Below are 15,266 nucleotides of genomic sequence, written 5' to 3'. Positions count from 1 at the left end.
AGGCTAGCGCCCCGGCCGCGCTCACTTCTCGAACGTGGAGGCGTCGATCACGAAGCGGTAGCGGACGTCCGAGGCGAGGACGCGCTCGTAGGCCTCGTTGATCTGCGACGCCGAGACGACCTCGACCTCGCTCGCGATGCCCTTCTCGGCGCAGAAGTCGAGCATCTCCTGGGTCTCGCGGATGCCGCCGATGCCCGAGCCCGCGAAGGAGCGACGGGCGCCGAAGAGCGTGAAGACGTGCAGCGGCAGCGCCTCGGCCGGAGCGCCCACGTTCACCATCGTGCCGTTGCGGCGCAGGAGCCCCAGGTAGGCGTCGAGGTCGAGGGGCGCGCTGACCGTGTTGACGATCAGGTCGAAGGTGTTCGCGAGATCGGTGAAGGTCGCCTCGTCGCGCGTCGCGTAGTAGTGGTCGGCGCCCAGGCGGAGGCCGTCCTCCTTCTTGCTGAGGGTCTGCGAGAGCACGGTGACCTCGGCGCCCATCGCGTGCGCGAACTTGACGGCCATGTGGCCGAGCCCGCCGAGGCCGACGACGGCCACGCGCTTGCCGGGGCCCGCCTCCCAGTGCGAGAGCGGCGAGTAGGTCGTGATGCCCGCGCACAGCAGCGGAGCGGCGGCCTCGTAGGGGATCGACTCCGGCACGCGGAGCACGAAGTCCTCGACGACGACGACGTGCGTGGAGTAGCCGCCCTGGGTGATGGTGCCGTCGCGGTCGACGGAGGCGTAGGTGCCGGTGTTGCCCTTCAGGCAGTACTGCTCCTCGCCCGCGAGGCAGTTCTCGCACTCGCGGCAGGAGTTCACCATGCAGCCGACGCCGACGCGGTCGCCGACGGAGTGCTTGGTGACCTCGGAGCCGACCTCGGCGACGACGCCGACGATCTCGTGGCCGACGGTCAGCGGGTACGCCACCGGTCCCCAGTCGCCGCGGACGGTGTGGATGTCGGAGTGGCAGATGCCGGAGTAGGCGATCTCGATGAGCACGTCGTGCGGTCCGACGTCGCGGCGCTCGATGGTGGTGGGGACGAGCGGCTCGGTCGCGGAGGGGGCGGCGTAGGCGGTGACGGTGAGCATGGGTTCTCCTCGTGGGGCGGGGCGCGCTCCGAGGACGTGTCCGACGGGGTGGGGGACGCGAGAGCGCCGGGCCACGCTACCGGCAGGCGACTGGACGTCGCCCCCGAGCGCGGTCCGGCGCGGGTCCCGTGGCGCGGGGCCGGTCAGCGCAGGGCGCGCTCGGCCGCCGTCACCACGTTGTGGATGAGCATCGCGCGCGTCATCGGGCCGACTCCGCCGGGCACGGGCGAGAGCCAGCCCGCGACCTCCGCCACCTCCGGTGCGACGTCGCCGGTCAGCTTCGCGCGGCCCGTCTCCGGGTTCTCGACCCGCGTGATTCCCACGTCGAGCACGGCGGCGCCGGGCTTCACCCAGTCGGCGCGGATGAGCCCGGGCACGCCCACGGCGGCCACCACGATGTCGGCGCGGCGCACCTCCGCGGCGAGATCGGCCGTGCGGGAGTGGGTGAGGGTCACGGTGGCGTCGAGGCCCTTCCGCGTGAGCAGGAGCCCGAGCGGTCGGCCGACGGTGAGCCCGCGGCCCACGACGACGACGTGCCGGCCCGAGGTCGGGATGCCGTGGCGCTGCAGCATCTCGACGATCCCGTTCGGCGTGCAGGGCAGCGGGCTGTCCAGCTCGCCCTCGACGCCGAGAACCAGGCGGCCGAGGTTGGTGGGGTGCAGGCCGTCGGCGTCCTTGTCCGGATCCATGAGCTCGAGCATCGCGTTCTCGTCGATGCCCTTCGGCAGCGGGAGCTGGATGATGTACCCGGTCACGGCCTCCGAGTCGTTGAGCTGCCGGATGGCGGCGCGGATGTCGTCCGCCGACGCGGTCGCGGGGAGGTCCACGCGGATCGACTCGATCCCGACCTCCGCGCAGTCGCGGTGCTTGCCCGCGACGTACGAGCGGGAGGCGGGATCGTCCCCCACCAGCAGCGTGCCGAGCCCGGGCACGACGCCCCGCTCGCGCAGAGCGGCGACCCGCTCCGCGATCTCCGTCTTGACCGCCGTCGCCGTCGCGACGCCGTCGAGTACCTGTGCCGTCATCTCGGGCTCCTCGGTCGTGGCGCGGCGGAGGGGGGCGGTGCCCCGGCCTCCGCCGCGCGGGTGGTGCAGCGGATCGACTACAGCCCGGGGTAGAGCGGGAAGTCGTCGGTGAGGCGGGCGACGCGGCCGCGCAGCGCCTCGAGGTCGGCTGAGGGCTTGAGCGCCTCGGCGATGACGTCGGCGACCTCGGTGAACTCCGTGTCGCCGAAGCCGCGGGTCGCGAGCGCCGGCGTGCCGATGCGCAGGCCCGAGGTGACCATCGGCGGGCGGGGGTCGAACGGCACGGCGTTGCGGTTGACCGTGATGCCGACCTCGTGGAGGCGGTCCTCGGCCTGCTTGCCGTCCAGCGGCGAGTCGCGCAGGTCGGCGAGGACGAGGTGGACGTCCGTGCCGCCGGTCAGGACGTCGATGCCCTCGGCCTTCGAGTCGGCCGCCGTGAGGCGCTCGGCGAGGATCTGCGCGCCGCGGATGGTGCGTGCCTGGCGATCGGCGAACTCGGGCTCGCCGGCGAGCTTGAACGCGGTCGCCTTCGCGGCGATCACGTGCATGAGCGGGCCGCCCTGCTGGCCGGGGAAGACGGCCGAGTTCAGCTTCTTGGCGTACTCCTGCTTCGCGAGGATGAGCCCCGAGCGCGGGCCGGCCAGCGTCTTGTGGACGGTGGTGGTCACGACGTCGGCGTAGGGCACCGGCGACGGGTGCAGCCCCGCCGCCACGAGGCCGGCGAAGTGGGCCATGTCGACCCAGAGCTTCGCGCCGACCTCGTCGGCGATGGCGCGGAATGCCTCGAAGTCGAGCTGACGGGGGTAGGCGGACCAGCCGGCGATGAGCACCTGCGGGCGGACCTCGAGGGCCTTCTCGCGGACCGCGTCCATGTCGATGCGGAAGGTCTGCGGGTCGACGCCGTACGCGGTCGCGTTGTAGAGCTTGCCCGAGAAGTTCAGCTTCATGCCGTGGGTCAGGTGGCCGCCGTGCGCGAGCTCGAGGCCGAGGATGGTGTCTCCGGGCTGCACGAGCGCGGCGAGCGCCGCGGCGTTGGCGGAGGCTCCGGAGTGCGGCTGGACGTTGGCGAACTCGGCGCCGAAGAGGGCCTTGGCGCGGTCGATCGCGAGCTGCTCGGCGATGTCGACGTACTCGCAGCCGCCGTAGTAGCGGCGGCCGGGGTAGCCCTCGGCGTACTTGTTGGTCAGGACGGAGCCCTGCGACTCGAGGATCGCGCGCGGCACGAAGTTCTCGCTCGCGATCATCTCGAGGTAGCCGCGCTGGCGGTCGAGCTCCTGCTGGAGCACGGCGGCGATCTCGGGGTCGACCACCGACACGGGCTGGTCGAACGAGGCGGCGACGCCGGGGCTGGCGGGGGAAGAGGACACGGACGCTCCTTGGCTGGGAAACGGAAGGGGCCCGGCAGGTCGCGGCGGCGCGACACGGCTCGTTCGGGCGACCCGATCTACGGTATCCGTTCCAGCCCAGGCGTGCGGCGGGAAAAGTGTCCGGGGCACTGCCCCGGAGGAGGTGCCGCTCCCTGATGGTCACCCATCCGAACGCCAGTCGCGGCGGGCTCACTCTAGCAAGCGGGCCGGGTGGCGCGGGAGTCGCGCCAGTCGGGGGCGGGCACGCGCGATCGTGCGACGATCCCTCGGGCGGTCCCGGCGCGGGACCGGGAGGGAGGGCGTCGCCGTGGGTCCTCGACGCCGCTCCGAGCGCGTCGACGGCCGCAGCGACGAGGAGCTCGTCGCGCTGGTCCGGGAGGGCCGCACCGACGCCGTCTCCGAGCTCTGGCGCCGCCACTCCTCGGCCGGGCGAACCGTGGCCCGTGCGTGGGCGAGCAGCTCCGACCCCGACGACCTGGTCTCGGAGGCGTTCCTCCGCGTCCTGCGGGCGATCGAGCGCGGCGGCGGACCCGAGGGCGCCTTCCGCCCCTACTTCTTCACCGCCGTCCGCAACGTCGCGGGGTCCTGGGCCCGGCGGGACCGGCACGAGCGGCCGTTCGACGAGGCCGACCGCGCCCTCCCCTCTGCCGGCCCCGATCCCGAGGCGCACGCCCTCGCCGCCCTCGAGCGCGACCTGGGCGCGCGCGCGTTCCGGGCGCTGCCGCCGCGCTGGCAGGAGGTGCTCTGGTACACGGAGGTGGAGGGCCTGTCCCCCGCCGCCGCCGCGCCGCTGATGGGCCTGCGGCCCAATGCGGTCGCAGCGCTCGGGGTGCGGGCGCGGGAGGGGCTGCGATCCGCGTGGATCCGGGAGCACGTGACGGACGCCTCGGCGACGGGCGAGTGCGAGTGGGTGCTCGAGCGAGCGGGGACGTACGCGCGAGGACGCGTCCCCGTCCGGGACAGGCACCGCATCGACCGGCACCTGGACGGGTGCCTCTCCTGCCGGGAGGCGCTGGCGGAGGCCGAGAGCACTGCGCGCCGCCTCGCGTCGGTGCTGCTGCCGCTGACCGCCGGGGTGAGCGGCGCAGCCGCCTGGGCGGCGGGCGGGGGCTCCGGCGCGGCCTCCGGTCCGCTGCCGAGCGCGGTCCGGGCGTCGAGCGCGGTCCGCGCATCGGCGGTCCGAGCGTCGAGAGCGGGCAGCGGAACAGGAGTGGTCGTCGCCGCGTCCGCTGCGGCGGCACTCGCGATCGCGGGAGTCGTCGGGGCGGCGGTATTGCTGTCCGGGAACGGGGGCGGCGCGCTCGTGGCGGCGGAGGACGCCTCCGCGCGGGTGGACGAGCGCGCAACGGCCGAGGCGGCTGCGCCGGCGTCGAGCGGAGGAGCGGCGGCGAGCGCCGACCGGCCGGAGACGGACCCGGAGGCCGCGGACCGGACGAGTGCAGCGGACGGCGATCCGGCGGGGCGGTCCAGCGGTTCCGGCGCCGCTCCGAGGAGCACGGTGCCGGCCGTGGCCGGAGGGGATGCGTCGGACGATGCCGGAGCGACGCGCGCAACCCACGGGAGGACGGGACGCCCGCCGCAGCGGGAGCCGTCCCACGATCCCGTCGGCGCACCGGCGTCGAGAGGGATCGAGGCGACCGCCTCCCCGACTCCTGCCGCCGAGCCCGCCCCGTCCCGCCCTGCCGTGACCGGCAGCCCCGCACCGGCGCCCTCCCCTGCCGACACCGAGGCTCCGGCCCCCTCCGGGCCGCCGGGGACCACGACCGGGGGCTCCGCGCCGGGCCCGATCGGCAACGGCCCGGGCCTGCCCTCCGTTCCGGTCCCGACCCCCGCACCCAGCACTCCGGTCCCGGTTCCTGTTCCTGTTCCTGTTCCTGTTCCTGTTCCGACCGTGACTCCCCCACCGGACACTCCGGCTCCGGCAACGACGCACGTACCGAGCACTCCGGCGCCGGTCCCGACAGAGGCGCCGAGCACCTCCGCTCCGGTCTCGACTCCCGCACCGGTCACGACCCCCACTCCGGCCGCACCTCCCACTCCGGCCGCACCCCCCGCTCCGGCCGCACCGACCCTCGCGCTCGACACCGACGGCCGGCTGCTGCCCGATGCCCGGGGCACCGCCGCGCCCGGCGCCGAGGTGCTCCTCGAGGACGCCTCCGACGGACGCCGCGTGGGCTCCGCCACCGCCGACGCCGACGGCTCCTGGACCGCGCCGGCGCTCCCCCTCCCCGCGGGCAGGACCACGGTGCTGGCGCGCACCGCCGCAGGAGTCAGCGCCCCCGAGACGGTCGACCTGCGCGCTCCGGTGCTCCTCGCCCGGGCCGCGTCGAGCGGGGGCGCGGTCGGCGTGCTCGTGCTCGCCGATCCCGACGCGGACGGCCTCGACCTCCTGGTCGACGGCGAGCAGGTGCGGTCCCTCGCTCCCGGAGCCCCCGTCCTCGCCGCGACCCTGGAGGTCGGTCCCGGGAGGCACACGATCGGCGTCCGCTACTCCTCCCCGGACGGGCGGACGGGACCCGTCGCCGTCGTGTCCGTCGACGCGGGCTGAGGCGCGCGGACCGCCCCGTGCCCACCGTTATCCTGGGCGGATGCAGCCCGAACCCGCCGCGTCCGCGACTCCCCGGCCCGCCCCCGTGAGCACCCGTCCGACGGGCAGCGACGCCGCGTGGTCCGGCGCCCGGCCCGCGGGAAACCACTGGACCCTGACCTTCGCCTGCCCCGACCAGCCGGGCATCGTGCACGCCGTGTCCGGTGCCGTCGTCCAGGCCCGCGGCAACATCACCGAGAGCCAGCAGTTCTCGAGCGCCGACACCGGCCGCTTCTTCATGCGCCTGCAGGTGGAGTCGCCGATCAGCCGCGAGGAGTTCGCCGCCGCCCTGCTGCCGATCACCGAGCACTACGGGATGACCTGGCGCCTCGACGTCGTCGGCCGGCCGCTGCGCACCCTCGTCCTCGCCTCCACCGCCGCGCACTGCGTCAACGACCTGCTCTTCCGCCAGCGCGCCGGGCAGCTCGCGGTGGACATCCCGATGATCTTGTCCAACCACGGCAGCCTGCGCGACCTCGCCGAGTTCTACGGCGTGCCCTTCGAGTCGCGCCCCGTGGTCTCGCCGGAGTCGAAGCGCGGGTTCGAGGAGCGCGTGCTGGAGGTCGTCGAGGAGCACGACGTCGAGCTCGTGGTCCTGGCGCGCTACATGCAGATCCTCTCCCCCGAGCTCTGCGCGCGACTGGCCGGTCGCGCCATCAACATCCACCACTCGTTCCTGCCGGGCTTCAAGGGCGCGAACCCGTACAAGCAGGCGCACGCCCGCGGCGTCAAGCTGATCGGGGCGACCGCGCACTTCGTCACCAGCGACCTCGACGAGGGGCCGATCATCGAGCAGAACGTCGTCCGCGTGGACCACTCGCACTCGGTCGCCCAGCTCGTGGCCATCGGGCAGGACGAGGAGAGCCGCACGCTCACGCAGGCGGTCAAGTGGTTCGCGGAGGACCGGGTGCTCCTCGACGGGGCCCGCACCATCATCTTCCGCTGACCTCCGGCGGCTAGCATGATCGGCGTGAATCGAGCAGGAGCGGACACCGCGGGCACCGACATCAGGATCGGCCCGAACGCGATCCTCCGGTTCCTCCTGGAGCTCGTCGCGCTGGCGACCTTCGCCCTCTGGGGCTTCGCGTCGTGGGACCTCCCGTGGAACATCGTCCTCGGCATCGGCGCTCCGGTGGTCGCCGCGCTGATCTGGGCGCTCTTCCTCTCGCCGCGTGCGGTCCTCGCGATCGACGTCTACGGCCGCTCGCTGATCGAGCTGCTCGTGATGGGCGCCGCCGCGCTGGCGTGGCTGGACCTCGGCCAGCCGGTCGTCGCGATCGTCTTCGGCGTCCTCGCCGTCGTCTCCGGCGTCATCGCGGGACGCCGCTCCCTCTGATCCTGACGGCGGCCGCTCAGGCCGAGGGGCGCTCGCCCGGAGCCGTGCACCGCTGTCCCCGAGGGTGCACCGCGGTCCCCGTGCGCTCGCCGCCGCCTCGGACCCGGACCGAACGCGTCGTCCAGGCTCGCAGCCGCTTGTCGCCACTGCGCTCTCCCGTCGATGCGCCGCCGTCGATGCGCCGCCGTCGATGCGCTACCGCAGCGGGATCCAGGGCCGATCGCGCCGCCGGGCCCGCAGTCGAAGGTGCTCCGCCCCGCCTGATCGCCGCTCTCTCCCCCGACCCCCTCCCGCCTCCCCTCTCGAGCCGTTCCCCACGCAGCCCGGCCGGTCCTGCTCCCGGCCCGCACCACGATCCGCCCCGTCTCCGCCTCCCCGACCGGGAACGGCGAACGGCCGCCCCCGCCGCTCCGGAAGGAGCAGGGGGACGGCCGTTCGCGGCGGTCGCGGAGGACTACTCCGCGGCGCCCGCCTCACGCTGCGCCAGGGCGCGGCGTCGGAGGCCGGTGATCACAGCACCTGCACCGAGGAGGGCGAGGGCGGCGGCTCCGAGGAGACCGCCGTCGAAGCCCGTCGACGGGAGGCCGCCGGCGCCGTGGCCGGGCGCGCCCGGTCCGGCGGTCGGCGTGGAGGTGGGCTCCCCCGGTCCGGCGGTGGGGCCGGCCGTCGGCGTCGCGGTCGGCTCCGGGGTGCCCGTGGGCTCCGGAGTCGCGGTCGGCGTCGGGGTGGGGGTGACCGCCTCGGTGACGTCGACGCTCACGAGCGTCGCGAGTCCCGAGTCGGTGTAGGCGACACGGCCGAGGTAGCGGGCCGGGCCCGCCAGGTTCGACCAGGAGACCGCGTACGCGATCGGCTCGCCCTGCACGGCGTCGACCACGGCGGGGTCGGTGCTCAGCGAGCCGAGACCGTTCTCCGGAGTGATGACGAAGCTGCGGAAGTCGAACGTGACGGTCGAGGATCCCGGAGCGGTCGAGTAGACATCGGCCTGGACCGTGTACTCGCCCGGAGCGGGGTCGGCGATGTCGACGCGCTCGTCGGCCGAGCCGGTCGCCGAGGTGAAGACCTTGTCGGTGCTCTCGCTGGTGACGGTGAGGTCGAGGTCGGCCGCGTCGTCGAGCGAGTCGAGGTCGAAGCGGGCGAACTCGGCGCCCTCCGGCACCACGACGGTGGTCGTCAGCGACTTCCCCGTGGGGAGCGTCGCCGAGTGGCCGTCAGCGGCGGTGGCGTCCTCGGCGAGGACACCCTCGGCGAGACCGCTCGCGGTGAGCGGCAGCGCGCCGGTGATGCCGGGCGTGACCGTCACCGTGCCGGTGCCGGTCGAGCCGGTGCCGGAGACCTCGTAGGGCGCGTCCAGCAGGACGGGGCGCACCGCGATCGGGCTGCGGACGTCGTGCTCCGCGCTCGCCCAGGTCAGGTAGCCGGTGGCGAACTGGCTGAGCGCCGCCGAGCCGGTGGTGAAGGAGACCGTGTACTCCGCCGTCTGGCCCGCACCCGTGAAGGAGAGGGTCGAGGGCGAGACGACGGTGTCGATCCCGGCGAGGCCGTCGACCGAGGCGGTGTAGGTGCCCGCGCCGGTCGAGGTGACCGTGCGGGTCACGGTCTGCGTGCCCGCGAGGGCGCCGATCGCGATCGAGGCCTGGTTGAGGTCGGACGGGTCGATCGCGGCGATCGGGTCGATCACCGGGTTCGAGGTGAAGACGTAGCCCGCACCCTTGAGGAACGCGATCCAGTCCTCCGTGCCGCTCTCGTAGAGCAGCCCGGGGTCGAGGAACGCGGCCGGGTCGACGTGTCCGGCGCCCTGGGCGAAGACGTCCTCGGACGCGGCGCCCGACTGGTCGACGCTGTCGTAGGCGGAGGTCATCATGGCCGACTTCACCGCGGACGGCGAGGCCTTCGGGGTCGCGCCGAGGATCAGCGCGCCGAGGCCCGCCACGTGCGGCGACGACATCGAGGTGCCGGACTCGAACGCGAAGGCGGGGTCGTCGCCCTCGGCGTTGAAGCTGTCGGCGAGGATCGCGACGCCGGGCGCCGTGAGGTCGGGCTTCAGCACGTCGGCGCCGTCCGCCTCAGCGGGTCCGCGCGACGAGAAGCCGGCGACCTGCGGGACGGGGATGGAGGCTCCGGACGAGTTGCCCTCGGAGAGGGTCACGGTCGCACCGGCGGTGCCGGCGTAGGTCGTGATCGCCTGGTAGGCCTGCGAGTCGATCTGGATGCTCGGGACCGAGTGGTCGTCGACGTGCAGGGCGTTCGGGGTCGGGTTGAGCAGCAGCATGCCGATGCCGCCGGCCCGCTCGACCTCGGCCGACTTGGAGACGCGCGCGGTGACGCCCGCGGTGCAGGCGACGACCGTGCCCTTCACCTTGTCGGGGTCGAGGGTGCCGGTCTCGCAGATGGCGGGGTTCTCGGCGCCCGAGCGGACGACGTCGGCGCTGTTCACCAGCGGTCCGGTGACGTCCTCGTGGACCGAGATGGATCCTCCGACGAACTTCTGGCCGTCGCCGAGAGCGGCGGTCGCGGTGTAGGTCGGGATGGAGGACGCGGCGACCGTGGTGTACCAGGGCGACGCGTGGTCGAGCGTGGAGGCGCCCGCACCCGAGTTGCCGGCCGAGGCCGCGACGAAGACGCCGGCGGCGGCGGCGTTGAGGAACGCCTCGTCGATCGCGGTCAGGGTCGAGGTGGCCGAGCCGCCGCCGATCGAGAAGTTGATGACGTCGACGCCGTCCTTGGTCGCGGCGTCGATGGCCGCGAGGATGCCCGCTCCGGAGCAGAAGTCGTCGTCGTCGGTGCCCTCGTCGGGTCCGTTCCAGCAGACCTTGTACGCGGCGACCTTGGCGGCCGGGGCGACTCCGGAGATCTTCCCGTAGTCGTAGCCGTCGACGCTCGCCTCGACGCCGTTGTTGCCGGCTGCCGTGCTCGCGGTGTGCGAGCCGTGTCCGTCGGCGTCGCGCGGGGAGCGGTACTCGGGGTTGTCCGTCGAGCCGACCTCCTCGTCCGCGAGGAACCAGCGTGCGCCGATGAGCTTCTGGTTGCACTCGTCGCCGTCCCACTGCTCGGAGGCGGGGAGCCCCGGCGAGCAGGAGCCGACGAAGGTGCCGCCGTCCGACTTCACGAAGGAGGTGGTGGTGCCGTCCGTGTAGGGGGCCGCTCCGGGCGAGGTCGCCAGGGGCGCGCCCGCGAAGGAGGGGTTCTCGGGCGCGATGCCGGAGTCGATGACGCCGATGACGACGCCCTCGCCCGCCTTGTCGATGCCGCCCAGCTTCTGCCAGACGCCGTTCTCGCCCTCGAGGCCGAGGAAGTCGGTGGAGCGCTGCTGTCCGGTGTCGCGCACCGGGGTGCCGGCGGCGGCCGCGGCGAGCGGCGAGGCCTGCGCGGCGCGGTCGACCTTCAGGTTCTCGACCTTGCGGACCTGGGCGACGTCGCGGCGGCTCGCGAGCTCGCCCGCCTGCTCGCCCGAGAGGGTCGCGGAGAAGCCGTTGAGGGCGACGGTGTAGTGGTAGCCGATGGCGGCGTCGACCGCGGAGGCGACGTCCTCCTGGCGCTGCTCGAGGTGGGCGGAGTAGTCCTCCACCGGAGCCGAGGCGGCCTGCAGCTGCGCACCGTCGACGGGCGCAGTGCGGGCGAAGCGGGCATCGCTGCCCTGGTAGGTGGCCGCGGAGGGCTCGACGAGGGTGACGACGTAGTCGCCGTCGTCGAAGCTCTGGCCGACGGAGAGCCCGCCGACGAGCGAGGCGCTGCCGGCGAGAGGGGCGGCACTGGCGCCGGTGGTGGCGAAGGCCGCGGTCGCGGCGACTCCGAGGACGGCGAGGCCCGCGAGGATGCGCCTCTCAGCGCGGCGGACGGGTGGTCGGTGGGACAGGTGGATCGGCAATCGATGTCCTTACTCACATTCGCTGGGAACCGGATCGGTTTCCACACAGAAACGACCCTACGAACTCGATTGCTCAGCTTTGTTACGAACAGGTAACGAAGTTGACACTGAAAGGGGCCGATCCGTTGGCACTCCCCCTCCGCGAGTGCTAATTTATTCGCGTTGAGCCGGGTCGGCTCAACTCTTGGAACTCTTCGTTGCACGACTGAATGGAGTGATCTCATGGCTGTCACCTACGACCCCGTCCGCGAGCTGGACCGCCTCGCCACCGCCCTCCTCGGCTCCGGTCAGGGGCCCCGCCGGATGCCGATCGACCTGTACCGGGACGGCGACCACTACGTCCTCACCGCCGACCTCCCCGGCATCGACCCGGGGTCCGTCGACGTCGACGTGGACGGGCAGCTCCTCACCATCCGTGCCCAGCGCACCGTCGCGAGCGGCGACGACGTCACCTGGATCACCCGGGAGCGCCAGTCGGCGACCTTCGTCCGCCAGCTGAGCCTCGGCCAGGGCGTCGACACCGAGCGCATCGCCGCGTCCTACGACAACGGCGTGCTCTCGGTGACCATCCCGGTCAGCGAGAAGGCGCGTCCCCGCCGCATCGAGGTCGTCTCGACCGCCCGCCCCGAGCAGGTGCGGATCGGCGAGGCGGCCGCCGAGTAGGACGACGAGCGAGGGCCCGTCCGCGATGGTGCGGGCGGGCCCTCCGCCTGTCCGCACGCCCTACGCTGGCCGGATGCGCGCCTCCTCCTCCGACACCGCTGTCGGCGTCCTGCTCCCCCGCGATCTCCCCGCCTCCGAGGTGCTCGGCTACGCCCGCCGCGCCGAGGAGCTCGGCTTCGACGAGCTCTGGGTGGTCGAGGACCTCGGCTTCCGCGGCGGCATCGCCCAGGCCGGCGCGGTGCTCGCCGCCACCGAGCGGATCGTCGTCGGCATCGGCATCCTGCCCGCCGCCGTCCGCACGGCGGCCTTCACCGCGATGGAGCTCGGCACTCTCGCCGAACTGTTCCCCGGCCGCGTCCACGCCGGCATCGGGCACGGGATGCCGCACTGGATGCGCGGCCTCGGCGTCTGGCCGCGCAGCCCGCTCACCCTGCTCGAGGAGCAGTTCGACGCGATCCGCTCGCTGCTCTCCGGCGAGCGCACCGACCGCTCCGGCCGCTACGTGCACGTGGACGGCCTCGTCCTGGAGTCGCCGCCCGCCGTCGTGCCGCCGCTGCTGGCCGGCGTCCGCGGACCGAAGTCGCTGGCGCTCGCGGGCCGGATCGCCGACGGGGTCGTCCTGGCCGAGCCCGTCACTCCGGAGTACCTCGCGGCGGCCCGCGACCACCTGGGCGGCACCGGACGGATCGTCGCCTACAACGTGGCCGCCGTGGACGACGACGCGGCCGCCGCGCGCGACGCGGTCCGGCCGGGACTCGAATGGATCGGCGAGCCGGACTGGGCGCCGCACATCGAGCCGCTCCCCTTCGCCGAGGACTTCGCCCGCCTGCGGGCCGAGAGCGCCGACCGCGCCGCCTTCGTCCGCGACCTGCCCGACGCCTGGGTCGGCCAGCTGGCCGTCGTGGGCACTCCCGAGGACGCTCGTCGCCGCATCGGCCTGCTGCACGAGGCAGGTGCGTCGAGCGTCGTGCTGATGCCGTCGGGGCCCGATCCGCTCCACGCGATGGAGGAGCTCGCCCGGGCGCTCTGAGGCGCTCGGCCGGGCGCGTCCCACCGGGCCCGGAGACGCGTCCGGCCCGCAGGATCCGAGGATCGTGCGGGCCGGACGCGTCTGCCGAAGCCGGAGATCAGGCCGACATGCGGGCCTTCAGGTTCTCGTCGAGGGTCGCGAGGAACTCCTCGGTCGTCTGCCAGCCCTGCTCGGGGCCGACGAGCAGGGCGAGGTCCTTCGTCATCTTCCCGGACTCGACCGTCTTGATGACCACGTCCTCCAGGGTGAGCGAGAAGTCGATGAGCTCCTGGTTGCCGTCGAGCTTGCCGCGGTGCGCGAGGCCGCGCGTCCAGGCGTAGATCGAGGCGATCGGGTTCGTCGAGGTGGGCTTGCCGGCCTGGTGCTGGCGGTAGTGGCGCGTGACGGTGCCGTGCGCCGCCTCCGCCTCGACGACGCTGCCGTCGGGCGTGGAGAGCACGGAGGTCATCAGGCCCAGCGAGCCGAAGCCCTGCGCGACGGTGTCGGACTGGACGTCGCCGTCGTAGTTCTTGCAGGCCCAGACGTAGCCGCCCTCCCACTTCATGGCCGAGGCGACCATGTCGTCGATGAGGCGGTGCTCGTAGGTGAGGCCCGCGGCGTCGAAGCGCTCCTTGAACTCGGTCTCGAAGATCTCCTCGAAGATGTCCTTGAAGCGGCCGTCGTAGGCCTTGAGGATCGTGTTCTTGGTGGAGAGGTAGACCGGGTAGTTGCGCGAGAGGCCGTAGTTCAGCGACGAGCGGGCGAAGTCGCGGATCGACGCGTCCTGGTTGTACTGGACCTGCGCGATGCCGTCGTCCGGGGCCTTGTAGACCTCGAACCTCATCGGCTCGGAGCCGTCCTCGGGCGTGAACTCGACGGTCAGCGTGCCCTTGCCCTTGAAGACGAAGTCGGTGGCGCGGTACTGGTCGCCGAACGCGTGGCGGCCGATGATGATCGGCTTGTTCCAGCCGGGGACCAGGCGCGGGATGTTCGAGATGATGATCGGCTCGCGGAAGATCACGCCGCCGAGGATGTTGCGGATCGTGCCGTTGGGCGACTTCCACATCTTCTTGAGGCCGAACTCCTCGACGCGGGCCTCGTCGGGGGTGATGGTCGCGCACTTCACGCCGACGCCGTGCTTCTGGATGGCGTGCGCCGCGTCGATCGTGACCTGGTCGTCCGTCTCGTCGCGGTACTCGATGCCGAGGTCGTAGTACTCGAGGTTCACGTCGAGGTACGGGTGGATGAGGGTGTCCTTGATCTTCTGCCAGATGATGCGCGTCATCTCGTCGCCGTCGAGCTCGACGACCGTTCCCTCAACCTTGATCTTGGACATTGCTCTCCCATGGTGTCGATGACCCCGCACCTGTGCGGGACGGGCGGCTCTGCACCGCTCCGGATGGCCTCCGCCAGCCTACCCGAGGCCCGAACTGTCTCGATGTCGAGACAGTTCTCGATCGTCCGCGCCGGGGCCGGCGCACGTCGCCCGACAGGAGGATGCCCGCCGTCCTGCGCCGCCGGTACAGTGACGGCATGAGTGACCTCCGCCTGGAAGAGCTGTCCGCCTCGAACATCTCCGCCGTGAACGGCCTGAGCCTCAAACCCGGCCAGGAGCAGTTCATCGCGCCGGTCTCCTACTCCGCCGCCGCCGCGGTGATCGACCCGGGCGCCTCCTGGCAGCGGGCCGTGATGGACGGCGACGAGCTGGTCGGCTTCATCCACGCGCACTTCGACCCGGAGGCGGCGGAGGAGTTCCGCAGCTGCATCTGGCGCATCAACATCGACGCGGCGAAGCAGGGCCGCGGCGTGGGCACCTTCGCCGTCCGCGCCACCGCCGACGAGGCGCGCGCCCGCGGCTTCGACACCCTCACGGTGATCTGGGAGTCCGGCGAGGACGGCCCGGAGCAGTTCTTCCGCTGGATCGGCTTCGAGGTCGTCGGCGAGACGCAGTACGGCGAGAACATCGGGGCGCTGACGCTCTGAGCGCGGCGCCGGAGGCAGCGGAGCCGGCCGACTTCGTCTCCGCCGTCCTCGAGGTGGTCGCCTCCATCCCGCCCGGCCGCGTGATGGCCTACGGCGAGATCGCCGCGGTCCTCGGCACTCGTGCGGCACGCGCGGTCGGCACGGTGATGGCCCGCTACGGCTCCGACACCGCCTGGTGGCGCGTCGTCCGCGCGGGAGGAGCGCCCCCGGTCGGCCACGAGGAGCGCGCCCGCCGGGAGTACGAGCGCGAGGGCACGCCCCTCGTCGTCACGCCGGGCGGCTGGCGCGTCGACGTGCGCAGCGCACGCTGGCGCCCCTGAGCCGGGATCGACTCAAGGGCGTTAGTCGCGAGCGGCAGCC

Annotated in this window: 12 protein-coding genes; 7 read left to right on the top strand and 5 right to left on the bottom strand. The window is 73.2% G+C overall.

The genetic code is table 11. From position 1 onward, the window contains the following. Nucleotides 1-21 precede the first annotated feature (21 nt). The 3 genes from C5B92_RS01805 to glyA all read right to left on the bottom strand — a co-directional run bounded on the left by C5B92_RS01805 (nucleotide 22) and on the right by glyA (nucleotide 3,460). Nucleotides 22-1,068, bottom strand: coding sequence for an NAD(P)-dependent alcohol dehydrogenase (locus C5B92_RS01805; protein ID WP_104233905.1), 1,047 nt, complete (start codon nucleotides 1,066-1,068; stop codon nucleotides 22-24). A gap of 143 nt (nucleotides 1,069-1,211) precedes the next feature. Next, nucleotides 1,212-2,093, bottom strand: a complete 882-nt coding sequence (locus C5B92_RS01800; protein WP_104227279.1) for a bifunctional methylenetetrahydrofolate dehydrogenase/methenyltetrahydrofolate cyclohydrolase — start codon at nucleotides 2,091-2,093, stop codon at nucleotides 1,212-1,214. 77 nt (nucleotides 2,094-2,170) lie between these two features. Continuing rightward, nucleotides 2,171-3,460 carry a serine hydroxymethyltransferase gene (gene glyA, locus C5B92_RS01795; RefSeq protein WP_104224723.1) on the bottom strand — a complete coding sequence of 430 codons (1,290 nt, stop codon included), beginning with the start codon at nucleotides 3,458-3,460 and terminating at the stop codon, nucleotides 2,171-2,173. 307 nt (nucleotides 3,461-3,767) lie between these two features. Between glyA and C5B92_RS01790 the strand changes: the two genes are divergently transcribed. The 3 genes from C5B92_RS01790 to C5B92_RS01780 are packed head-to-tail and all read left to right on the top strand — an operon-like array spanning nucleotide 3,768 to nucleotide 7,383. Next, complete coding sequence (locus C5B92_RS01790; protein WP_146079246.1) at nucleotides 3,768-6,008, top strand: sigma-70 family RNA polymerase sigma factor; 2,241 nt, start codon at nucleotides 3,768-3,770, stop codon at nucleotides 6,006-6,008. A 40-nt stretch (nucleotides 6,009-6,048) separates the two neighbouring features. Beyond that, nucleotides 6,049-6,993, top strand: a complete 945-nt coding sequence (gene purU / locus C5B92_RS01785; protein WP_104247704.1) for a formyltetrahydrofolate deformylase — start codon at nucleotides 6,049-6,051, stop codon at nucleotides 6,991-6,993. Nucleotides 6,994-7,017: 24 nt separating this feature from the next. Then, the gene (locus C5B92_RS01780; RefSeq protein WP_104276971.1) at nucleotides 7,018-7,383 is read left to right on the top strand and encodes a YrdB family protein; all 366 of its coding nucleotides are present in this window, start codon (nucleotides 7,018-7,020) and stop codon (nucleotides 7,381-7,383) included. A gap of 454 nt (nucleotides 7,384-7,837) precedes the next feature. Here the strand turns inward: C5B92_RS01780 and C5B92_RS01775 are convergent, their stop codons facing one another. Beyond that, entirely contained in the window at nucleotides 7,838-11,251 is a 3,414-nt protein-coding gene (locus tag C5B92_RS01775) for a S8 family serine peptidase (RefSeq protein ID WP_104256126.1), read from the bottom strand. 222 nt (nucleotides 11,252-11,473) lie between these two features. Here C5B92_RS01775 and C5B92_RS01770 point away from each other — a divergent pair, with 222 nt between their 5' ends. After that, a complete protein-coding gene (locus C5B92_RS01770; protein ID WP_104233909.1) occupies nucleotides 11,474-11,914 on the top strand; it encodes an Hsp20/alpha crystallin family protein in 441 nt (146 codons plus the stop codon). Between the two features lie 73 nt (nucleotides 11,915-11,987). Beyond that, complete coding sequence (locus tag C5B92_RS01765) at nucleotides 11,988-12,944, top strand: LLM class flavin-dependent oxidoreductase (protein WP_104256125.1); 957 nt, start codon at nucleotides 11,988-11,990, stop codon at nucleotides 12,942-12,944. 97 nt (nucleotides 12,945-13,041) lie between these two features. Here C5B92_RS01765 and C5B92_RS01760 read toward each other — a convergent pair whose 3' ends face one another. Then, on the bottom strand, nucleotides 13,042-14,259 hold the full coding sequence (locus C5B92_RS01760) for an NADP-dependent isocitrate dehydrogenase (protein ID WP_104224939.1): 1,218 nt from the start codon (nucleotides 14,257-14,259) through the stop codon (nucleotides 13,042-13,044). Nucleotides 14,260-14,456: 197 nt separating this feature from the next. Here C5B92_RS01760 and C5B92_RS01755 point away from each other — a divergent pair, with 197 nt between their 5' ends. Together C5B92_RS01755 and C5B92_RS01750 are read left to right on the top strand one after the other, a co-directional pair. Beyond that, nucleotides 14,457-14,906, top strand: coding sequence for a GNAT family N-acetyltransferase (locus tag C5B92_RS01755; RefSeq protein WP_104224946.1), 450 nt, complete (start codon nucleotides 14,457-14,459; stop codon nucleotides 14,904-14,906). After that, nucleotides 14,903-15,226, top strand: coding sequence for an MGMT family protein (locus C5B92_RS01750; RefSeq protein WP_104238475.1), 324 nt, complete (start codon nucleotides 14,903-14,905; stop codon nucleotides 15,224-15,226). Before C5B92_RS01755 ends, C5B92_RS01750 begins: the two co-directional genes overlap by 4 nt. The last annotated feature ends 40 nt before the right edge of the window (nucleotides 15,227-15,266 follow it).

The sequence above is a fragment of the Rathayibacter sp. AY1A4 genome, from assembly GCF_002930955.1.
Taxonomy (GTDB): Bacteria; Actinomycetota; Actinomycetes; order Actinomycetales; family Microbacteriaceae; genus Rathayibacter.
This window is presented reverse-complemented; position numbering and strand designations above follow the sequence as displayed.